Source organism: Pseudoalteromonas sp. B160 (assembly GCF_037162485.1).
GTDB lineage: Bacteria > Pseudomonadota > Gammaproteobacteria > Enterobacterales > Alteromonadaceae > Pseudoalteromonas > Pseudoalteromonas rhizosphaerae.
This window is the reverse complement of record NZ_JARLUX010000001.1, coordinates 2,832,938-2,855,663: the sequence shown is the minus strand read 5'-3', so window position 1 is coordinate 2,855,663 and position 22,726 is coordinate 2,832,938. Positions and strand designations below refer to the sequence as shown.

At 39.9% G+C, this 22,726-nt stretch carries 19 protein-coding genes; 7 read left to right on the top strand and 12 right to left on the bottom strand.

All coding sequences use genetic code 11. The annotated features are described in order from the left end of the window. Window positions 1–1,024: 1,024 nt before the first annotated feature. Window positions 1,025–1,192, bottom strand: a complete 168-nt coding sequence (locus P4S61_RS13245) for a hypothetical protein (RefSeq protein WP_337118415.1) — start codon at window positions 1,190–1,192, stop codon at window positions 1,025–1,027. Between the two features lie 160 nt (window positions 1,193–1,352). On the opposite strand from P4S61_RS13245, the gene P4S61_RS13240 reads away from it, so the two are divergent. The 4 genes from P4S61_RS13240 (at window position 1,353) to P4S61_RS13225 (ending at window position 4,231) form a co-directional block, all read left to right on the top strand. Further along, window positions 1,353–1,769: a carbohydrate-binding protein gene (locus tag P4S61_RS13240; RefSeq protein ID WP_337118414.1), complete on the top strand. Its 417-nt coding sequence runs from the start codon at window positions 1,353–1,355 to the stop codon at window positions 1,767–1,769. A 95-nt stretch (window positions 1,770–1,864) separates the two neighbouring features. Beyond that, window positions 1,865–2,209, top strand: coding sequence for a hypothetical protein (locus P4S61_RS13235; protein ID WP_182831631.1), 345 nt, complete (start codon window positions 1,865–1,867; stop codon window positions 2,207–2,209). Next, window positions 2,206–3,351, top strand: a complete 1,146-nt coding sequence (locus P4S61_RS13230; protein WP_337118413.1) for a KTSC domain-containing protein — start codon at window positions 2,206–2,208, stop codon at window positions 3,349–3,351. The genes P4S61_RS13235 and P4S61_RS13230 overlap by 4 nt, the downstream gene beginning before the upstream one ends. A 22-nt stretch (window positions 3,352–3,373) precedes the next feature. Next, window positions 3,374–4,231: a chitodextrinase gene (locus P4S61_RS13225; RefSeq protein WP_182757947.1), complete on the top strand. Its 858-nt coding sequence runs from the start codon at window positions 3,374–3,376 to the stop codon at window positions 4,229–4,231. 266 nt (window positions 4,232–4,497) lie between these two features. Here the strand turns inward: P4S61_RS13225 and P4S61_RS13220 are convergent, their stop codons facing one another. The 3 genes from P4S61_RS13220 to P4S61_RS13210 form a co-directional block, all read right to left on the bottom strand. Continuing rightward, the gene (locus P4S61_RS13220) at window positions 4,498–5,304 is read right to left on the bottom strand and encodes a transposase (RefSeq protein ID WP_337118906.1); all 807 of its coding nucleotides are present in this window, start codon (window positions 5,302–5,304) and stop codon (window positions 4,498–4,500) included. Window positions 5,305–5,633: 329 nt separating this feature from the next. Continuing rightward, window positions 5,634–6,950, bottom strand: coding sequence for a hypothetical protein (locus P4S61_RS13215; RefSeq protein ID WP_337118412.1), 1,317 nt, complete (start codon window positions 6,948–6,950; stop codon window positions 5,634–5,636). Window positions 6,951–7,051: 101 nt separating this feature from the next. Then, the gene (locus P4S61_RS13210; protein ID WP_337118411.1) at window positions 7,052–7,306 is read right to left on the bottom strand and encodes a hypothetical protein; all 255 of its coding nucleotides are present in this window, start codon (window positions 7,304–7,306) and stop codon (window positions 7,052–7,054) included. Window positions 7,307–7,677: 371 nt separating this feature from the next. Here P4S61_RS13210 and P4S61_RS13205 point away from each other — a divergent pair, with 371 nt between their 5' ends. Next, the gene (locus P4S61_RS13205; protein WP_337118410.1) at window positions 7,678–7,848 is read left to right on the top strand and encodes a hypothetical protein; all 171 of its coding nucleotides are present in this window, start codon (window positions 7,678–7,680) and stop codon (window positions 7,846–7,848) included. Window positions 7,849–8,353: 505 nt separating this feature from the next. Here P4S61_RS13205 and gcvP read toward each other — a convergent pair. The 4 genes from gcvP to P4S61_RS13185 form a co-directional block, all read right to left on the bottom strand. Next, window positions 8,354–11,245 (bottom strand): aminomethyl-transferring glycine dehydrogenase, encoded by a 2,892-nt coding sequence (gene gcvP, locus P4S61_RS13200; protein WP_337118409.1) that lies wholly within the window; start codon window positions 11,243–11,245, stop codon window positions 8,354–8,356. Between the two features lie 176 nt (window positions 11,246–11,421). Next, window positions 11,422–11,811 (bottom strand): glycine cleavage system protein GcvH, encoded by a 390-nt coding sequence (gene gcvH / locus P4S61_RS13195; protein ID WP_337118408.1) that lies wholly within the window; start codon window positions 11,809–11,811, stop codon window positions 11,422–11,424. 219 nt (window positions 11,812–12,030) lie between these two features. After that, window positions 12,031–13,113 (bottom strand): glycine cleavage system aminomethyltransferase GcvT, encoded by a 1,083-nt coding sequence (gene gcvT / locus P4S61_RS13190; protein ID WP_145241861.1) that lies wholly within the window; start codon window positions 13,111–13,113, stop codon window positions 12,031–12,033. Between the two features lie 185 nt (window positions 13,114–13,298). Then, the gene (locus tag P4S61_RS13185) at window positions 13,299–13,898 is read right to left on the bottom strand and encodes a hypothetical protein (protein ID WP_337118407.1); all 600 of its coding nucleotides are present in this window, start codon (window positions 13,896–13,898) and stop codon (window positions 13,299–13,301) included. 126 nt (window positions 13,899–14,024) lie between these two features. Here P4S61_RS13185 and P4S61_RS13180 point away from each other — a divergent pair, with 126 nt between their 5' ends. Together P4S61_RS13180 and P4S61_RS13175 are read left to right on the top strand one after the other, a co-directional pair. After that, complete coding sequence (locus tag P4S61_RS13180; protein ID WP_145241866.1) at window positions 14,025–14,870, top strand: LysR family transcriptional regulator; 846 nt, start codon at window positions 14,025–14,027, stop codon at window positions 14,868–14,870. A 206-nt stretch (window positions 14,871–15,076) separates the two neighbouring features. Continuing rightward, on the top strand, window positions 15,077–17,227 hold the full coding sequence (locus P4S61_RS13175) for a TonB-dependent receptor family protein (RefSeq protein WP_337118406.1): 2,151 nt from the start codon (window positions 15,077–15,079) through the stop codon (window positions 17,225–17,227). Window positions 17,228–17,789: 562 nt separating this feature from the next. Here P4S61_RS13175 and nagP read toward each other — a convergent pair. From nagP to P4S61_RS13155, 4 genes are all read right to left on the bottom strand, one after another. Beyond that, window positions 17,790–19,091: an N-acetylglucosamine MFS transporter NagP gene (nagP, locus tag P4S61_RS13170; RefSeq protein ID WP_337118405.1), complete on the bottom strand. Its 1,302-nt coding sequence runs from the start codon at window positions 19,089–19,091 to the stop codon at window positions 17,790–17,792. Between the two features lie 208 nt (window positions 19,092–19,299). Then, complete coding sequence (locus P4S61_RS13165; protein ID WP_337118404.1) at window positions 19,300–19,872, bottom strand: family 20 glycosylhydrolase; 573 nt, start codon at window positions 19,870–19,872, stop codon at window positions 19,300–19,302. Continuing rightward, window positions 19,827–21,842 carry a family 20 glycosylhydrolase gene (locus tag P4S61_RS13160; protein WP_337118403.1) on the bottom strand — a complete coding sequence of 672 codons (2,016 nt, stop codon included), beginning with the start codon at window positions 21,840–21,842 and terminating at the stop codon, window positions 19,827–19,829. Before P4S61_RS13160 ends, P4S61_RS13165 begins: the two co-directional genes overlap by 46 nt. Then, a complete protein-coding gene (locus P4S61_RS13155; RefSeq protein ID WP_145241877.1) occupies window positions 21,835–22,713 on the bottom strand; it encodes an ROK family protein in 879 nt (292 codons plus the stop codon). The genes P4S61_RS13160 and P4S61_RS13155 overlap by 8 nt, the downstream gene beginning before the upstream one ends. Between the last annotated feature and the right edge of the window lie 13 nt (window positions 22,714–22,726).

Genomic DNA, 22,726 nt, shown 5'->3' with positions numbered 1-22,726 from the left:
TCCTTTTTCAATATAAGTTTGCAAACAATTCATCCAGTATGGCTGAGTTATCTTACATTTACGTTTGATACTCTTACTATCGGCGCATGTTTAGGTATTATATATAAACGTTATATTTTACATCATATCATTTGGTTACTCATTATATACGCTCAAATAACAGCTGTTCTTTTGACGCTTTATTATGAGTTTGCTGCTGGAGGTTATACTACAAGTGAAATGTTGTTATTTTCTAACATCATTTTTTTGTTGCTTTAATCTTCTTATATCCACTTATTAAATATTATCAATTAGTTAAAAAACACTCAAAACAATGTAATTCTTAATTAGGTGCATAAAGGCAGTGTGCATTTCTATGACTGGAAACCGCGGGGCTAGGTCTTGCATATTGCCAAGACCAAAAACCAATCTGGCGTTTAACACCCTTCCCCCATCATCACGCCCTGAAAATAAGCAATTGATGAGTAATATCTCGCATAGCATGATTTTGTTCCCAACAAATCCTAAGTACCTACATCCATGTTGGCAGTGCGCGATAAGGCGAAACTAGACCATGGGTGAAAAAAGCGCAGCTTTGAACGAGAGGCCATGGATGGCCGAACTGGGAAGCGTACATGAATGTGAAAGTCGGCCTATCTTCGGCGTTTACGTTTACATCAATTGTGGTTTGCAGGAAATAGCGTGATTGCTCGGATGGAAAAATCGCGGCTAAAGCCAGCTCCTACAGAGAGTCCAGAAAGGGGTCAGCGGCAGCCCCTCTTTGGCTACGGTCGCCAGCGCGACAATATATGCAAAGATTACACACGCGTCAGCAAGCTCAACGCCTACGGTGATTAACTCTGTCACTAGTGTTAAATCATTCGTGGCTGAAGCCATCTCCTACAACAATACTTAACCTATATGTAGCGAAGCGCATTTGAGTTCTCGGTGGTGAAATTCACTTATCGCCCTAAGAACGACCCCACACCAGAAGGGTTTCGTTGCACTCTCCCCAACCTACGCCACTTGCGTTGTAAGGCGAAAGTTAAGTGCTTTTATCACTTGAAAAAGTTTCGCAACGAGTTTTGGTTTTACCATTCACCGCCTTATACGAGCTTTCACGATTTAATCCTGTTGCGTTAGCAATATCGCTCACGCCATGCTTTTTCACCAAAGATCTGAAAGGGGTCACCCATAAGAAGCTTCCGATCATGCTGACGACTGTGTTTTATTGATCTCTGTATTCAAAAACCAAGTATTGCTACTTTTCAAACTCATTAATGATTTTGAAATATTTAATCCTCCCACCTTGCATTTACCTAAAAAGTGAACTTAATTAAAAAGTAATGGAACTTCATCAAAAGGAATTTGCAATGACTAAACTCATCATTATTGCTTGGTTACTTTTTTGTTCGCATGCTTACGCGACAAATATTTTTCAGCTTAACCCAGAATCTAAAAATGTAGATTTAACTTCTATTCAACCAAACCACCCACAATGGAATGCCAGCTCAATTTATGTAGCCGGCGATGTTGTGACTCACAACAACAGCTTATTTATTGCCGCTTTTTGGGTTAAAGGCATTGAACCGATAGAAAACCAACCCCATTGGGATGGTTGGATTTGGCTGCAAAATACTGTGATAGAAAAATGGCAAGCAAACAAAGTGTATCAAGGTGGCAACCTTGTAAAACACGGAGCCGACTACTACCTTGCCCGCTACTGGAATGAGAATAACGAACCCGCCCTCACAGTAGTTGGCAAAAAATTAAAGATTTATTTTACCTAACCCCAGATTTACCACCGGAACACCCTGACGACTATAAAACGTTAGACGGTGTTGATCAAAATGACAACGGTATTCGTGATGATTATGAGCGCTATGTGTATGAAAAGTTTGATTCTCCGCAGCTCATCACCTTTAGTTTAGGCGCAGCTTCAACATTGCAGCTCGTTATTGATATTGAACAAGGTCGTATACCAAATTTAGATGCTGATATAGGTAGGCAAATCATTTTAGATATTATGAATATCAATTACTGCACGAGGCAATTACAAAATGAATTCTCTGATTTTCGTAATCCTAAATCATTGTATTTCAATACAATTGATCGAGCTTATACGAACCGGAAAAGTCAAAATAAAATAGCAGATATTCTACGTTTTGAACCTAGCTACCACTGGATGGCTGATCAACATTGTGAAGCATTAATAGGGGCTAAAAAATGAAAATATACATTTTAATTATGGCCTTAATTTTTTCATACTCTGCATTTGCTAACTTACAAACTCTTGATAGACACTGTAGTAAGCAAGTTGATTATATACGCTTTTTCCATGTAAATGGAATGCTCACAAGTTATGATGAATTTGAATCAAATCTTGCTTGGATCGATAATTTTCATGCTGTTTGGTTAGGTAAGTACTACCGAGGAGCTAAAGCAGATGGTAACTATAATAATAATGAGGTTATATATGAGCAAATTTATGAAGTTGCTCAACAAAAATATAGCGACCTATCTATATTTTCACCGAAATATAGAATCATTACCGCCATACTCAATGGTACTGTTTCTGTCTTAAATAAAAAAGATTTAATGATTTTACAAGAAGTTATCTTAGAGTCTGTAATTGATGCAAATTACAGTATCATAAACGAAACTGATTATAACAATGCTTACCAAAAACTAAATTTTCATATGAATTCATGCAATAGAATTATTTTACTGGGTCACTCCCAAGGTAATTTTTATACTAATGTTTTATTCGAAGAAATAATTGATAACTACATTTACAGTGACGGTTATTCTACTGCAGATTATCCAATGATCAGCCTTTCTGCAATCGCTCCCCCAACAAGTTCATTACCCAAAGATGAGAATAAAGCTCTAGTTTCATATCTCACTTTAGATGATGACAGTGTCATTGATATAGTAAGAATATTATTTGGAAGTCTACCACCTAATTTTTCTGCTAAATCATACTTTGACGACTCACATCATGGTTTAATAGATTCATACCTTAGAAGTAATCCTGTTGCGAGTAAAATTAGTGAAAAAATTGAGTTTTCTATACAAAACCAAACCCCCTTTCCGTTATTTGAACAACATCCAGTAAAATCTGATGCTTTTTCACACATCGGCTATTCAAAAATAAGTAAAATTCTTGACCTCAAATTTGAATCTGGTGGTGTTTATCGTTATTACAATATACCAATCTTATTATGGGATGAGCTGTATTACTCAACATCAATGGGGAAGGTTTTTAATGATAATATTCGAGTTCAATACCCTTTTGATAAGTTAGATATTGAAAGTATGACTTACCTGAAAATGACAACCATTGAACCTTTTGCAAAAGTTGAAAAGTAATGAAACTTCAAAGGAATTTGCAATGACTAAACTCATCATTATTGCTTGGTTACTTTTTTGTTCGCATGCTTACGCGACAAATATTTTTCAGCTTAACTCAAAATCAAAAAATACAGATTTAACTGATATTCAACCAAACCACCCACAATGGAATGCCAGCTCAATTTATGTAGCCGGTGATCTAGTCACCCACAACAACAGCTTATTTATTGCCGCTTTTTGGGTTAAAGGTATTGAGCCGATAGAAAACCAGCCGCATTGGGATGGCTGGATCTGGGTGCAAAATACCGTGATAGAAAAATGGCAAGCAAACAAAGTGTATCAAGGTGGCAACCTTGTAAAACACGGAGCCGACTACTACCTTGCCCGCTACTGGAATGAGAATAACGAACCCGCCCCCCACAGTAGTTGGCAAAAAATTAAAGATTTATTTTACCAAACCCCAGATTTACCACCTGAACACCCTGACGACTATAAAACGCTGGACGGTGTTGATCAAAATGACAACGGTATCCGCGACGATTATGAGCGCTATGTGTATGAAAAGTTTGATTCTCCACAGCTCATCACCTTTAGTTTAGGTGCCGCTTCAACATTACAACTGATTATTGATATAGAGCAGGGCCGTATACCAAATTTAGATACTGAGATTGGTAAGCAGATTATTTTGGATATGCTCAACATAAGCTACTGTGTTCAATATTTACAAAATTCACACCCACACTTTAGAGAACCCGAAGTTTTATACTTTAATACGATAGATAGAGCTTACGCTAACCGAAAAAGCCAAAATAAAATTAGTGACTATATTGCTTGGGATGACGGTTTTCATCGAAGTGCTGATCAAGACTGCAATATCCTTAAGAAGGACATAAAATGAAAGCTATATATATTTTAAAAGGTATTTTCACGCCCTCTTCCACGATTCATCACATGATAAAACGCATTCTCATACTCTATTCGCAGCGGCCTAGACATAGTAATTCACTCAATGAGTAGTAAACTATAAATCTAGACCTTTGATGTCTGAAGTCAAGATTTGACCCCTTTGGTTCTAAAGGCGGGTGATGTGTATCCATTAACCACGGAATTGCCATGTATAGGAGATCTATAGGGAGATCTAAGATCTATAGAAGATCTATAGGGTCAAATCTTGACTTCGCATATCAAACAATCTCGAAGTTTTTCATATTTTAATTTAACCTTCTTATCTTCAACTATTAATGCATTCAACCTGCCGACAGTTTTGGATATAGCTGAATAATGCTGAACATTAAAGATACCTGCTAATGCCTGCAAATTTAATCCTGTTAAATCTTGGCACAATTTAATGGCAAACCAACGGGGTAAGTTTTTCTCTTTTCGCCCCTTTTTAACCATTACTATATCATCTACTTCAACACTAAAGTGTTTAGCTACGTAAGCAATTACATCATCTGCTGAGTAATTTTTAATAACAAGCTTACTTTCACTATTTGATGTTGCAATATAGTCTTTTATGTTTTCAATAAAGTCCTCACAGCCCAGAACCGACAATAACTTTTTAGCATTATAAAAAGCGCTTATTTCTTCACTGTTTTCAAATTCCACAAACTGCTTATAAGCTGCATATTGACGCTTTTTACCTTGCAGCGAAAATACAAAATTTCGAACGAGCCATTTAGGCGTCGCTCCCCTTTTAATGAACGCTGAATAGCTAGACCATTTATACTTAGCTAGGTCATCTACCAACGGGGTGCTCGTTTCAATTGGGTTACGATGAATATATCGACTAACATGCAATAAGTAGTTATCAGCATCCACCAACACGGCTTTGTATCGGCCCCTGAACAGTGCACCATCTGTGTTATGTGTTCTATTAAAGTATTGAGTGTAAAGGCCGTTAATATGCTTCATGGCCCTGCCTAAATTAGCATCGGGAGTTTTTATTAGCAGATGGTAATGATTGGTCATCAAACAATACGAATGCACTTCAATATTAAACCGAAGGCTTGCTTGCTCAATGCAATATAAAAATACTTGAAGTCGTCATCGCTCAAAAAGGTATTTTCGCGCCCTCTTCCACGATTCATTACATGATAAAACGCATTCTCATACTCTATTCGCAGCGGCCTAGACATAGTAATCAACTCAATTAGTAGTAAACTATAAATTTAGCCCACCAATGTCCGAAGTCAAGATTTGACCCCTTTGGTTCTTATTTTTAATAAAAAGGTCAAGAAAACACAGCCGCCTGCTTGACCGGAACCTTTTGTTGGGTGCCCCTTTGGTTTTAATAATTACTATAAAATACTAAAGTATTTCCTGGATGACTTAATCATTTGAAAAATAAAATAACTGTTAACTACACGAGTGAACCAATCAAAAATATAAAACCACTCCCCTCCTTTATAGCTAATTGATTCCATTCTATGTGTTGGGTTCAGCAATGTAATCGCATCAATTACATTAAGAAGCGGAAGCTGGCTTAGGTTTTCTAAACTGATCCCCTGAGAGGTAAACCCAATAATAGTTATAATTAAATTTACAAATAAAAATAGTACTAGATTGATACCTATAAAACCTATCAAAGATGTCTTAAAACAACTCCCGTGTTTAGAAGCGCTATACCCAAGAGTTAATAATAGTTTATCGAACTTGCTAGAAGTTGTTGCTCTGGTATTTTCTAAGATTGCTACTTGCGCATTTTGTAACTTTATTAATTGCCCTTCATTTTTATATCTGATTTGGACAAACTTAAAATAACATGAATTAGCTAAACTGTAGTCTACACCTTCCAGTTTCCATGATGTATTTACAGATAATACTTCACTGAGATCAGTATTTTTCAACTCAAAGTTATTAACCTCATCTATTGAACAGTTAATAAAGCTCTTATTGTACAATCTTGAAGAAGATATAAAAAAGCTTTCTTTAACAATCACATCCCTCAATTCAAAATTTTGTTCTTTATTAAAATTACATTTACCTACTCTATAGTATGAAATATTAACCCCAGTAACTTTCAATTTATTATTGAAGGTAGAGTTTTCAAAATTTAACCTTTTAATTGATATCTCAAAAACGTTAATATCACTAAATATCATAGCATCATCAATCGAAAATCTGTTCAACTCTACTTTTTCAACGGTAGAAAAATGTAAATCTTCGTGCAGGTCACTCTCTTCGATTAAATCTCGTTCCAAGCTTTCCTTAAGACTTATTATCTCAATACCTTGTGAAAAAAGTATTTTCCCTCTCAAAGTAATATTATTTTCTAATCCAATTCCTGAATTTCCTATAATAACTATTAATTTTGAACCTGTAACATTTTCTAAAATTAAAGTTCTATTAATAAGAACTATTATGACAGTGGCCTTAAACTCGCTTTCATAAATAGAAACTAAATTTTTGTTTTTTGAGCTTCCACTATCAAATAATTTAAATCCATCTAAGTATGAATTTCTTATAGAAACCCTCTCAATTTCTGAATCAAAGCTAAACTTTAAACCTCTTATTAAATCAGATCTATTGATAGTCAAGTGTTTACAGGTTAATGATCGAAATTCAACATAGCCACAAAATTCAGAGTTATCTTTTATTAATTGAATTTCATCCATACTTAGGTTAACAAGAAAATTTCTTTTCTTAAATAAAGCATCAGATCCTAGTAGGTAATTTTCTTTAATTTTATAATAGTTATCTTTACTAATTCTTAGGTTTAATCTCTCAGTGCAATATCTAATGTCCGAAATAACAGTAACCTCACCTTTTTTATAAAGTGAGAAAAAGTATTAGAATTCAACAATCCTAATACTTTTTCTTGATCTATATCGTCTATATCGTCTATATCGTCTATATCGTCTATATCGTCTATATCGTCTATATCGTCTATATCGTCTATATCGTCTATATCGTCTATATCGTCTATATCGTCTATATCGTCTATATCATTACTAATTAAAAGTCCTTTCAATTTTTTTCCTTTATTATCTAATTAACTGAAAATATGTGGTAATTTATTGTTTAAATTCAGGTTGTTAATTTACTCTTAAATATTACTGATAATATTACATATTCAAAAATATTTGTTGATAACTACAATAATAGATCTTTTTTGCAGTGGCTAATGAACTACCATTAATAGCCTAGTGAACATAAAATCTAGAGCGTCAAGTTTTTCTTCTTGCCAAAATCCACAGTAAAGTTTAACACCCTCCCCGTCATCACGCCCTGAAAATAAGCAATTGATGCGCGATAAGGCGAAACTATGCCATGGGTGAACAGGGCAACTTTGAACGAGAGGCCATGGATGGTCGAACTGGGGAGCGTACAAGGATGTGAAATATGACCTATCTTCGCCGTTTACGTTCACATCAATTGTGTTTTGAAGGATTAAGCGTGATGCTCGGGTGGAAAACATTCGCGGCTAAAGCCAGCTCCTACACAGAGTCCAGAGAGGGATCAGCGGCAGCCCCTCTTTGGCTCACCAAGCCAGCGCGACAAAACCTTGAATAAGGTTTTTAATGTAGGTCGCGGATTTATCCCTATAAAAGTTAGCAAGTTAGCAAGTTAGCAAGTTAGCAAGTTAGCAAGTTAGCAAGTTAGCAAGTTAGCAAGTTAGCAGTAAAAACCATCAGCCAAGGTGATACAACTTTTTGGGCTAAAGCCCAACCTACAAACCCACGCGCCAGCAAGCTCAGCGCCTACGGTGGTTAACTCTAACAATAGTGTTAAACCATTCGTGGCTGAAGCCATCTCCTACAACAATACTTAACCTCTGTGTAGCGAAGCGCCTCTGTGAACTCTGTGGTGAAATTCACTTTTTCGCCCTAAAGGGCGACCTACAATTTAAACTAACCCTTTGGGTTTCGTTGCACTGAATCCCAGCCTACGAGCTTATATCGAAAGCTCCTTTCCCCTTTCTAACTCGCTAACTTTCCCCTCGCCTCTTATTCCACGCATAAAAAAGCCGTTACATTGCTGTAACGGCTTTTTTAATTATTTGAGTTTAATCAAAAAATTAATCTCTGTATGTCTCTACCGCTGGGCATGAACACACTAGGTTACGGTCGCCGTATACGTCATCGATACGCGTTACTGTAGGCCAGAATTTGTTTTTGGCCACTGCAGGTACTGGGAATGCAGCGTAGAATCGGTCGTACGCGCGGTCCCATTCGTTACCAAGTACGTCGCCTTGTGTATGCGGTGCAAACACTAGCGGGTTGTTTTCGATAGACCATTCGCCAGAGATCACTTTGTCGATTTCGCCTTTGATTGACACCATAGCTTCGATGAAACGGTCGATCTCAACTTTAGACTCAGACTCAGTAGGCTCAATCATCAAGGTGCCCGCTACTGGGAACGACATAGTTGGTGAATGGAAACCGTAATCTTGTAAGCGCTTAGCAACATCCATTTCAGTGATGCCCGAAAGCTCTTTAAGTGGGCGTAAGTCAACAATACATTCGTGAGCAACACGGTTGTTGCGACCACGGTATAAAATTGGGAAGTGCTGGCTTAACTCATGAGTTAAGTAGTTAGCACTTACGATTGCCATTTCAGTGGCTTGTTTAAGGCCTTCGCTACCCATCATGGTGATGTAAGCCCATGAGATAGGTAAAATAGCTGCTGAGCCGTATGGCGCTGCTGATACTGCTCCGTTGCCGATACTCGTACCTGGTACGTTAATTACGCTGTGGTTTGGCATAAATGGCGCTAGGTGTGATTTAACACCGATTGGGCCAACACCTGGGCCACCGCCGCCATGTGGGATACAGAACGTTTTATGCAAGTTTAAGTGCGATACGTCTGAACCGATAAAGCCTGGGCTTGTTACACCTACTTGTGCATTCATGTTCGCGCCGTCCATGTAAACTTGGCCGCCATGTTGATGAATGATGTCACAAATTTCACGAATTGTTTCTTCGTATACACCGTGCGTAGACGGGTATGTGATCATGATACATGATAGGTTTTCTGATACTTCTTCTGCTTTCGCTTTAAGATCAGCCATATCAACGTTACCGTTTTTATCGCAATCAACAACCACAATTTTCATGCTTGCCATTTGTGCAGATGCAGGGTTAGTACCGTGCGCTGAACTTGGGATCAAACATACGTTACGGTGCGCGTCACCACGTGACTCATGGTATTTACGAATTGCGATTAAGCCTGCGTATTCACCTTGTGCGCCAGAGTTTGGCTGAAGTGAAACGGCGTCGTAACCGGTGATGTTAACTAACCAATCATGTAGTTCGCCCATCATAATTTGGTAACCTTCTGCTTGGTCTAGCGGGCAGAATGGGTGCAGGTTAGCGAACTCAGGCCAAGTGATTGGGATCATCTCTGCGGTCGCGTTTAGTTTCATAGTACATGAACCTAACGAGATCATCGAGTGGTTAAGTGCTAAATCTTTGTTTTCAAGGCGTTTGATATAACGCAGCATTTCAGTTTCGCTGTGATACGAATTAAAGTTAGGGTGCGTTAAGATTTCATCATCGCGTTCAAGGTTTGCAGGGATTGAATCGCTACCGTTTGCTTCGATGTCTGCTGCGATTGCATCAACACTTAAGCCGTGGTCTTCGCCAAGAATGATATCGAACAACTGTGCTACGTCTGCGCGCGTTGTGGTCTCAGATACTGAGATTGAGTATTCGCCATCATGGTTAGTAGCAAAGTTTACGCCGTTTGCTACAGCACGTGCTGTTACGTCTTCTTTGTTATCGCTAACAACTGTTAGGGTATCAAACCAGGTGCTGTGCTTAAGGTTTACACCTTTAGCTTTAAGGCCTGCGGCTAAAATATCAGCAAAGCGATGAATACGCTGTGCAATAGTTTTTAAGCCTTGTGGGCCATGGTACACCGCATAAAACGCAGCCATGTTAGCTAGCAATACTTGCGCTGTACAAATGTTTGAGTTGGCTTTGTCGCGGCGAATGTGTTGCTCGCGGGTTTGCATTGCCATACGTAGTGCATCGTTACCTAAACGGTCTTTAGACACACCAATGATACGACCTGGTAATGAACGTTTGTATGCATCACGTGTTGCGAAAAATGCAGCGTGAGGACCGCCGTAACCCATTGGTACACCAAAACGCTGGGCAGAACCAAGTACTACGTCTGCGCCAAGTTTACCTGGTGCTTTTAATAATAATAAGCTCATGATGTCGGCTGCAACACAGGCAATCGCTTTTTTGCTTTGTACGCCAGCGATTAAATCTGTGATATCGACTACTTCACCTGATGTTGATGGGTATTGAAATAACGCACCAAAAATTTCGTGATTTACAGCATCAGCAGCAGGACCTACAACAACTTCAAAACCAAATTGGTCGGCACGGGTTGCCACAACGTCAATAGTTTGTGTGTGTACGTCATCAGCGATGAAGAAGATGTTGGCTTTTTTAGCTTTAGATACACGCTTTGCAAGGCCCATGGCCTCGGCAGCCGCAGTTGATTCATCAAGTAATGATGCACTTGCTAAATCAAGACCGGTAAGGTCTAAGGTCATAGTTTGGAAATTAAGTAATGACTCTAAACGCCCCTGAGCAATCTCTGGTTGGTATGGAGTGTACGCTGTATACCAGCCTGGGTTCTCAAGCACGTTACGTAAAATCACGTGTGGTACATGAGTTGGGTGGTAGCCTTGACCGATGTAAGATTTAAACACTTTATTTTTGCTTGCTACTGATTTTAAGTAGCTTAGTGTTTCAACTTCAGTGCGGCTTTCGCCCACTGTTAGGCCTTGCTCTAAGCGGATGCTTGCAGGTACAGTTTGACCGATCAGCTCTTCAACACTCGATACTCCAAGAGCACTTAGCATATCGCTTACTTGTGCTGGGCTTGGCCCAATATGGCGGCGAATAAAATCTTGCGTTTGCTCTAATTGTTCAAGAGATTTGGCGTTTGACATTTGTCCAGATTCCTATGATCCAAAAAATAAATGGTTATTACTAATGGGTGACCAGTAATAACTTAAAAGCTTTTGATTTAATAACTTACAGTGTATGGAAAAGTAAGCAGTAAAATCATAAAAGCCCCAATTATGTTAGGTATAATGGGGCTTTTAGTACGGCGATAAACTAATTATTAGTCTTCGTCGATGGTGTTTGCATAGCCTTCAGCGTCAAGCAAGTTTTCTAGCTCAGACTCGTCAGATGCTTTAATGCGGAATAACCAACCGTCGCCGTAAGCGTCGTTGTTAACTGTTTCAGGTGCATCTTCAAGGTCTTCGTTGATTGCAACGATTTCACCGCTGATTGGTGCATAGATGTCTGATGCCGCTTTTACTGACTCTGCTACTGCACGGTCTTCGCCTGCATCTACTTCATCGCCTACTTCTGGTAATTCAACAAATACCATGTCGCCAAGTAGTTCTTGTGCGTGCTCAGAAATACCTACAGTGAAAGTACCGTCACCTTCGTTGCGAACCCACTCGTGTGAAGAGGCATACTTTAACTCGCTAGGGATATTGCTCATTTTATTCATCCTTTGGTTTTGATACCAATCAACTTAAAAATTTAACCATTCTAGCGGTCTAAATAAAGCGCTAACAGCGTTATTAATTTATCAGGTAGAACAACTACATATCAAAATTAATGCCTTGTTATCACTCTATTTATCTGTCGCTATAACTGGTTAATAACTCAACATGATTGGTATTATTGGGTGATAACACCAAATTTTTTAATTAATACTTTAAAGTACAGACTTACCGTTACGTACAAAGCTTGGTTTAACTACTTTTACGTTAACTAATTTTTTACGCATTTCTACTTGAGCAGTTTCGCCAGTTGAACGTGGTACACGTGCAAGGGCAACACTAAAACCAAGTGTAGGTGAGAAAGTACCAGAGGTAATGACCCCTTCGCCACCATCAACAATTACTTTAGAACCACTACGCAATACGCCTTTTTCTTCCAGCACTAGGCCAACAAGTTTATCAGTGCTTTTGTCAGCGCGTTGCTGTACTAGTACGTCACGACCGATAAAGTCACGATCTTCAGGTTCCCATGCAATGGTCCACGCCATGTTAGCAGCAAGTGGTGATACGCTCTCGTCCATATCTAGGCCGTAAAGGTTCATACCCGCTTCTAAACGTAGTGTGTCACGTGCACCAAGGCCCGCAGGCGCAACACCAGCATCTAGCAGTTGTTGCCAAAGATCCGCAGCTTGCTCGTTCGGTACAACAATTTCGTAACCGTCTTCGCCAGTATAGCCTGTTGTAGCAATAAATAAATCACCAGTTTGCACACCAAAAAACGGCTTCATATCTGCAACAGCTGCTTGTTGATCAGCCGTTAAGATAGTGGCAGTTTTTGCTTTAGCATTAGGGCCTTGTACTGCAATCATGGCAAACTCTGGGCGCTCTGTTACTGCAACGGCAAAATCAGCTGAAACTTTAGCCATGTGCGCTAAATCTTTTTCACGAGTTGCAGAATTAACCACTAAGCGATAATCAGTATTTGAGAAGAAGTAAATGATAAGGTCGTCAATTACGCCACCTTGCTCATTCAGCATGCCAGTGTAAAGCGCTTTACCAGGAACGGTTAATTTAGCAACATCGTTAGCGACTAGTTTACGAAGGAATGCTTGTGCTTGCTCGCCTTTGACATCAACAATAGTCATGTGTGAAACGTCAAACATGCCTGCATCGGTGCGCACTGCGTTGTGCTCTTCGATTTGCGAACCATAGTTGATTGGCATTTCCCAGCCATGAAAATCAACCATTTTTGCTTTTGATTCTAGGTGCTTTGCATGTAAAACTGTTTTAGAAGTCATAATATTCCTTCACTTTATAATTAACCCAAGATTGGGCGTGGCCTCAATTTAATGAGGGGAATAACATGGGCGGCGATTATACATAAGTTGTAATGCACCTAACACCCAAATTGCGATTTGTTCTAACAAATAAATTACAAAAGCTGGCAACTAAAAAATACGCTAGCCAGCTTATCAATTTATGTTTAAGCAACGTCTGGTAGTGACATATCAAAACCGCGTTGCTGTAAATATGTTTGCCATTTAGTCAGCTCAGGCGCTTTGGCCACCAGCTGAAAATACTGTATTGATTGTTTATCAATAGCGGTAATAAATACCTCACCACTTTGCGCACCGTAGCAGCTGTTGGCGTCTGACAAGCGCAGTCCAGGGGTGAGTTTAAATGCTTCGACTAACGCGTCAAATGCCTGCTCACCAGATAAAGTTAAGGTCGCTAAATCAGTGCGTGTAACAAACTCAATATCGTAGCGCAGTTGCTGTTCACTGATCAGTGCTTGTAATTGAGCCGCTGCATCTGTGTGCAACACGAATCTAAACGCTGTTGCACTAAAGTAATATAACGCAAAGCTATAATTGCTGTTTAGGTCACCATCTAAGGTGCCTTTCACACCTAAACCACTGGCGGTTAGTTTGTTTAAATCTAACCCTAATATAGTGGTTAAAAACGGGATTGCTTCAGTACCGCTAAAATCGATCACTACGGTGTTTTTATTGACCTGTAGCATATTGCTATCAGCTGCTTCAATCTGGCTATGACGAGCAAACATTATCGGGCTAAAAGTCATTATCGACACCTATCAATCTTTAATGGCAAAAGTATATTGTGCAAGTCTAGCAACAACAAATTGTAATTATTAATCAATTGATAAATAATACTTATCAATCTACCCCCATAAATTGTAATTTTTAATATGAAAAATATCTCAACAGACAGCTTACGCACGTTAGTTACTGTGGTTGAAGTAGCAGGTTTTGCTAAAGCAGGTGATTTACTTGGCTTATCGCAACCCGCTGTAAGTTTACAAATAAAGCGGTTAGAAGAAATGCTCGGCCATAAGCTATTTAAAAAACAAGGTCAGCGCCAAGTGCTCAATCAATACGGTGAACTGCTGCTGCCGATGGCAAAGCAAATGCTGCTGCAAAACGACACCATTTTGCAATTATTTACTAAAGAGAATGTGACCGGTAAGGTACGTTTGGGAATACCCAGCGAATTTGCAGCTCGGATCTTACCCGCTATTATCGGTGACTTTGTGGCACTTTACCCAGAAGTATCGTTAGAGGTTAAATCGCGTTTAAGTAAGCATTTATTGTCGGTTTCACGAGAAGACCAGTTTGATTTAGTACTGGCGTTAAATGAAGATTTAAACTCTGAAAAATTCCCTGTTTTTATGCAAGACCAACTGGTCTGGGTTGGTGATTTATCAATAGCACAAAATGACGTTGTTACGCTTGTGACTGCACCGGAAGGTTGTATTTATCGACGCCGCGCCATCGAGGCATTGCAACTTGCGGGTATTAAGTACCGCATAAGTTATAGTAACGCTGATTTAACAGGCCTTACTGCGGCTTTAAAAGAAGGATTAGGGATCACCGTTTTGGCTAGAAGCACAGTACCTAATGAACTTAATTATGAGTTAAACACCGCTATTTTACCGAGCCTAGGTAAAATAGGTATTAGCTTAACAAAGCATGCAGAACAAGCCGAGCATGCGGTAGATAAACTTGCCGAGTTTATTGCATTACGCTTGACCTAATAGCTAACAAAAATCCGCCTTTAGTTACCTTTTGATAATTTAAATTAACGCAATTAATATAGTAATACAATATTGATAAAGGTGGATTTTCATTTTTGTATTCAAAAATTTACTTAACGATCGAGATTGTTACAAATAGGATTGATTCGTATTATTTTACATGTTTAAATTGCGCCAGTTTAAATTAGACATATACAGGATCAACAATGACCCCTAAGTTTATTGTTTCAACACTTTCGATGGCTGTTGCTTTATCACTAAGCGCTAATGCTGTTGCAAAGGATGCAACAAATAAAGAAAAGAACTTTGAGCAAATTACCGTAATTGGCTCGCAAGCTGCTATTAACGATATTCCGGGCTCTGCTACATTTATCTCAGACGAACAATTACAAAAATTCGAATTTACCGATATTTCTCGTGTTTTAGCATCTGTACCAGGTGTTTACGTGCAAGAAGAAGATGGTTATGGCCTGCGCCCTAACATTGGTATGCGCGGAACAGGCACTGGCCGTAACGATAAAATATCTGTAATGGAAGATGGCGTTCTCGTAGCACCCGCTCCTTACTCAGCGCCATCGGCTTACTACTTCCCTACTATGGGCCGTATGGAGTCTATTGAAGTATTAAAAGGCGCAGCCTCTGTTAAGTATGGCCCACGCACTACCGGTGGTGTTTTAAACTTACTTTCGCGCAGCTTACCGACCGAAGGTTCAACGGGTTTAGTAAACGCCGAACTCGGTAGCGATGGTTTTTATAAGGGCCATGCTTACTTCGGTAAAGAAAAAAACAACGCAGCCGGCCTTATTGAAGTTTTCAGCTATGGCGCAGATGGCTTTAAAGAATTACCTGTAGGTAGCGACAACACAGGCTTTGAAAAGAACGACGTTCTACTTAAATTTGGTTATAAGTTTGGTGAAAACAACGCGCATAACCTAGAGATGAAAATTAAGTACTCTGATGAACAATCTGATGAAACTTACATGGGTTTAACAGAAGAAGATTATAAAGCGTCACCAAACCGTCGTTATGCCGCATCACAAAAAGACCAAATGAACACGCAACATAATGCATACCAATTAAATTATGCTTATCGTTTTGGTGATGGTTATGAGTTATTAGCGACAGCTTACCTCAATGATTTTCATCGTAATTGGTACAAAGCGAGCAAAGTAAGTGAAAGCTATTTAGCACAGTACAGTGAGTTTGAAGCGGCACCAACAGCTGAAGGTGTTGAAGGCATTGGTATTAAAGCAAATAACCGCGACTACCAAGCCAAAGGTGTGCAATCAGAGTTGCACATTCCTGCGGGCGATCACTATGTGACTGTTGGCGTGCGCTACCACGAAGACGAAATGGATCGTTTTCAGTGGGAAGACAAATACACACTTAATCAAGATTTAAGTATGACCTTAACGTCTCAGGGCGTTCCGGGTTCTGACAGCAATCGTGTAGATAGTGCAAAAGCAACAACGTTATTCATTCAAGACCAGTGGTCAATCGATGCATTAGTGATTAATGCAGGCCTTCGTTATGAAGACATCACAATTACCCGCGTAGAGTGGTCAAAGTCTGATCCTAAACGTGAAAATGGCTTAACTAAAGACGTTTCAAACGATACACAAATCTTAGTGCCATCACTGGGTGCAACTTACACCGTAAGCGACAGCCTAACGCTACTTGCAGGTATTCAGCAAGGTTACGCTCCTGCGGCACCAGGTAATGCTGACCAAGAAGAAGAGGAAAGCGTAAACATTGAGTTTGGTGGCCGTTATAACGTTGCTGGTTTTAATGGTGAAATCATTGCATTCTTCTCTGATTACAGCAATATGCATGGAAATTGTACTGCATCTGTAGGCTGTAGTGATGAGAACATTGGCGACCAATACAACTACGGCGAAGTAGAAGTATCGGGCTTTGAGTTCTCTGCAGGTCGTATTTTCGAAACTAATAGCGCAACATTCCCTGTACGCTTAACTTACACTTATACGGATTCACAGTTTAAAAATGATTTTGCATCTGATATCTGGGGGCAAGTAAATAAAGGCGATGCAATGCCTTACGTTCCAGAGAATCAAATCGCTCTTTCATTTGGTGCCGTGCTTTCAAGCTTTGCATTTGATACGCAAGTGCGTTATGTATCTGACGCACATGCTGATTTAAGTACTGACGGCTTGAATGCAATCGACAGCCGTGTTGTGTGGGATTTAGCCGCTAAATATTTAATTGATGACAATCAAAAAGTATATCTAACGGTTGATAACTTGTTTGATAACACTTACATCGCTAACCGCGCAAACGGTGGTATTCAACCAGGTAAACCACGCACAATCCAAATGGGTTACAGCTTCGCGTTTTAGGCTAAAGGCTAAAGGCTAAAGGCTAAAGGCTAAAGGCTAAAGGCTAAAGGCTAAAGGCTAAAGGCTAAAGGCTAAAGGCTAAAGGCTAAAGGCTAAAAAATTATAAAAGCCGTGTTTGATAAATCAAGCACGGCTTTATTATTGGTGGTGATTAATCACAAAAATGGCGCTTTAATAAAACAGATGAGTAAGCTCAAACCGCAGTGATTTTTCGGCTAAAGCCGAACCTACAGATAAACACCGAGCTAACTGTAGGTCATGATTTATCACGAAAATAGCGCTTAAATAAAACAGATTAGTAACCTCAAACTTCAGTGCTTTTTTCGGCTAAAGCCGAACCTACAGATAAACACCGAGCTAAATGTAGGTCGTGATTTATCACGAAAATGGTGCTTAAATAAAACAGATTAGTAAGCTCAAACCTCATTGCTTTTCGGCTAAAGCCGAACCTACGGCCATAAAAAAGCGCGGTATTAACCGCGCTCTTGGTCACTTACAAACTCTCTTAACTAGCTAGCTTTAATCTCGCTAACTTTACTCTCGCTAACTCGCCAACTTTAATCTACTTCCAACTTCTCATTTTATGGCCTTTAAGCGCATAGAATAAGATGAATAAGTAACTTGGGATCATCAAGGCGTAAGCACCTTGCACACCTAAGCCTGCTACGTTACCTAAACCAATCAGTAATGGGCCTAATGCACCACCTGCAATACCCATAATAAGTAAACCGGATGCAGTGCCAGTTAAACTACCTAAGCCAGTTAATGCTAACGGCCATATTGCCGGCCACACCATGGCATTGGCAAAACCAAGTAGGGCAATACATAACAATGGATCTGGCAGCTCAGGGCCACCAAATGGTACTAATAATATGTTAGCAAGAATAAATGAGTCGTTACTTCCCATTATTACTGCAAGTACAGTTACAATACCTGCAAGCCCAGACATAACGAGCGCATTTTGCTGCGACATAAAACGGGGAATAAGTGCAATACCAATGGCATAACCAACCAACATGCACGCCATGGTGTATGAGGTCATCACTGAGTAATCGGCAATCCCAATCTGTAATGCGTAAGAGCCAATGGTATCTGCGGCAATCACTTCAACAGCAACATATAAGGCAATACCAATTACACCCAGCACTAGGTGAGGATGTTTTAGTGCTTCTTTTACTTCGCCTTTACCATTACCTTCAGACTCTTCAAAAACCAAATCAGGTAGCGATGAAAATTTAGCAAATGCTGCAAACGCAAAGATCAAACCTGCAATTGCCATATAAGGTAAAATAAGACTATTCGCCATCGCATCTTTTTGCTGTTGTGATAATTGCTCACCATCAGCGACTACACCGCTGACAACAACGGCAGCAAAAATAACAGGCACGATAACCCCAGCAAATTTATTCAGTAAGCCCATAATACATACACGAACTGCCGCTGATTTTTCAGATCCCATTTTAACAACATACGGATTTACCGCTGTTTGTAGGATTGTTTGCCCAACACCTATCATTAGCTGTGCGAATAAAAATATTTCAATCATCTGCATTTTAGCGGCAGGAATATACATCAAGGCTGACGCGGCCATTACTGCACAGCCAATTGCCATACCATTTTTGTAACCTACACGCTTAATAAGCATTGCAGATGGGATGCCAGCGACTGTTACGGCAATATAAAATGAGGAAATAATAAACGAGGCTTGCAGTGGCGATAACACCAACATTTGCTGTAAAAACGGTGTAATAGCGCCATTTAGCCAGGTTATACAACCTAGAATGAAAAACATTGATCCTGCCAATGTCATTGGCAGCCAAATACTATGTTTAGTGTTTGCTTCACACTCGACAGTTGCTTCCATAAATTTATCTCAACAGTTTATTTTAATTAATTATTTTAGCATTACGCCGTGAAAGCTCTATAAACCAAGGCGCTGCAATCCTAAAATCATTTTTATTACATTAAATTAATCATACACCAACAAAAATGACAGCGCTATCATTTTTAAAAAGCAAAAAATCGACCCTGTTTGTTATAAGGCTTTATAATAAGCAACGCTTAAAAGGCTTTTATTTCACCGCCAATGATCGCCCTTTACGGATACCTCTTTGAGAAAGCGTACGAACTTGCTTTACATCAGTGGCTTTATTTTCATCATCATAAATGAGCCAATTGCCAAGACTATTTTGATATTCGATGACAATCCCTGGATACAAAGTAAATGCATCTAAGCCTTCACTTTGTTGTTGTGCAGCTACGCTAGGTAAACGATAAAAGCGCCCTGCTTGCTCTAGCTTTGCAAATTCTTTAAAGCCAACTAACGCCGCAAAACGCTGCCAATCAGCTGCTTTTTGTTGCTTAAGCGTTGTATTAAAATGGCCTGTATTTTGATCATACTTAGCGCCTTGCCCGTTATAATCTAATTCCCATGGCGCTTTATGCCAAGCTCGCTCTGCAAGCGCTAATAACCGTGGATATAACATGTACTCAGCTTGCCTGTCACTGCGAATGAGCTCTGACCATAAATGCCCTTGCAAACCAATAAAAGGTTTTGTGCGCATCGTTTTACGATCATCAGCACTGTAATGATGATTGTTTACCGAACGCCAAATTTCAGCATGCGCAGGCAAATTATCCGGCATAAACTCAAACACTTTTTTACTGTCAATCGCGCGACTCGCCCAGTGATTCCGGGCTCTTGCGGATGCGACTGATATGGGAAGTCAAAATAAGTTACATCCAGGCTTGATAACACCACATCCCAGCCTTGGTTAGCATGACGATGCGCAACCTCATGCCCACCATCGCTCAGCGTTGCCCACGCATTTGACTGCACATTTGCTGGCATGCTCTTTAGCGTAACGTCGTTCATACCGTCGCTCCATCCGGCCACTTTAAAGCCTTTTTTAGCGACTAGGCTACTCACTTTTTCAATAAAATAGCCATTAAATGAATGCAGCGCCGGTTGTTGGTTTTGCAAACGCCGACAGCTTGGAGAGTCAACCCACGCACCAGCCGTCTCATCGGCGCCAATATGGTAAGTTTTAAGAGGCACACCGGCTTGCACATGTAATGCGTTTACTTCATAGAGCACTTTATCGATAAATTGATAAGTCGATTCTAAACAAACATTTAAGGTGTTATCTTGATAATGCTGGATTGAACTGTACTGAGTTTTATCAGCGGGTTCGACTAAACGATACTGAAGCGCCTGTACGCTTTTGCCTTGGCCTATTAAACGGTTGAACCTTGCCTCCATTGCAACAATTGCCGCGCGCGAATGCCCTGGCATATCAAGTGATGGGATCACTTCAATAAAGTGCGCTTGAGCATATTTTAATATTTCAATATAGTCATTCTGGCTGTAGTAACCATTTACCGCTGATTGACTATCAAGTCCTGCGCCTAGCTGTGGTAACAAACAACGCTGTTCGGTTAAATCTAAGCAACGCTTGGCACCGACTTCCGTAAGCTCTGGTAAGTCGTTAATAGCCAATCGCCAGCCTTCATCATCCGCTAAATGTAAGTGTAATTTATTAAGCTTATAGGCGGCCATTTGCTCTATGGTATTTAAAATAAATGTTTTTGAACGAAAATTGCGTGCTACATCAATGTGCATGCCTCTAAATTCATAACGCGGCGCATCAGTAATATTAAGTGCTGGGATAGTTAAATTATCAAGGCTGACTAACCCTGCGATGCTCTGCAACGCATAAAATATCCCTGCAGAACTCGTTGCGCTAATCGTTATTTGCTCATGTTGAATTTTTAACGTGTAAGCCTCTGGGTTATCAGCTGCTAAATCTAACTTGAGCGTGGTTTTAATCCCTTGGCTATGCTGCTTAATACCAAAACGTGCTAAGCGTGCTATTGCCGCTGTAAGTTGTACTTGATCAATATCATTCGCTAGCTGTAGATTTAGGCCTTGGCTTAAATCTACAGCCTCACCTGATAATAAAGTTAAAGCGACCGGCTTTGGGATCAAACTCAGCGGTGGCGTATTTAATATAGGCCGAGACTCACTTTCATATAAATACTCCGCATCCATCCATGGTGTCGCATCGTCGTTACTCGTTTGTAGTTGTTCATAGGTTAAAAATGGTGCTAAATATGGTTGTAACTCTAGCTTAGTGTCAGGATCAATCGCGGTTTTAGTACTGTTAATAACCTGGCTTGTTAAACCCGCACTTGCCAATATGTAATTAGGCATAAACTCAGCGCGAGTAATTTGCGATTCTTGACTATAAAACTCTATACTTATCGGCGTATTTTGTTTAAATCCGGCAAATGCCGAGGAGGGCTTTATTTGGTGTAAATCGCCATTGATATGCGTAATGGTAAACTGCGACGAGTCAGTGCTATAAATTGGCATTAGCTGACTAAAATAAATTGACCACTGTTGACTGTTTGCATCAAAAGGTGTGCTGAACGTCAAACGCGATAAGTAACACTGCTTTTGATGAGGTGCAGGGCAAGTATCGGGCTTTGCCGAAAGTAACTCATATTTTACCAATAACTGCTGCGCGAGGGTATCTAACTCAGTCTGCGATGGTGCTTTAGCAAAAACTGCAGCCGAACATATGGCAAGCACCAATAATATAATTCTACGCATAGCTAGCTCCCAACGATTGCTCATAAGCCATGTCGTTTATAAATAACGCATGGCTGCCAAATAATGGAGCATCGTCGCCAAGCTCACTAATACGAATATCTAACGACTGCAAAATAACTGGGTTAACTAACTTAGCTAACTGAATATGCAAACTAGGTAAAAAGCACGCTGATGATTGTGCAACCGAGCCACCTAGTACAATAACGTCAGGGTCAAACGCGAGTATCACATGGTTTATTGCATGAGCGAGATGCTTGCCAAACTCATCAAATAAACGTTGTGCGTGTGCGTCATTTGCCAATGCCTCTTGGTAAGCTTGCTTGCCCGTTGTACCTTGATTAATAAAAAACTGCCCAGAGGTAAAGTGCTCAATAATCCCTTGTAAATAACTAAAACTGCCAAACTCTCCTGCGGCTGAGTGCTTACCCGTATATAATCGACCATTAAGCACCAGCCCGGCGCCAAGTCCAGTGCCTAGGCAAATGCCAATTAAATTCGTATCTGATTTAAAATTACCTTGAGTAAATTCTCCCATAGCAAAACAATTTGCATCATTATGCACCCGTACGGGCAGTTTAAAATGTGTGCTTAATAGCTGCTTTAACTGCACATTTTTCCAATTGGGGATATTAACCGTTTCGATCACTTCGCCAGTTTCCATCAGCACCATGCTAGGTACACCTACGACGATACCAATGCAAGTATTATCAACCACTTGCTTGATGATTCGACATAAAAAGTCGTTTGTTTGCTGCTTACTTGCTGAGCCGTCCACATCAAAATAGCGTTTTTCTATTACACCTGTTGCGGTTACTTTTGCGACCAGCGCTTTGGTGCCACCAAGGTCAACACATAATAAAGTTTGTGACATTACAACCTCTTTT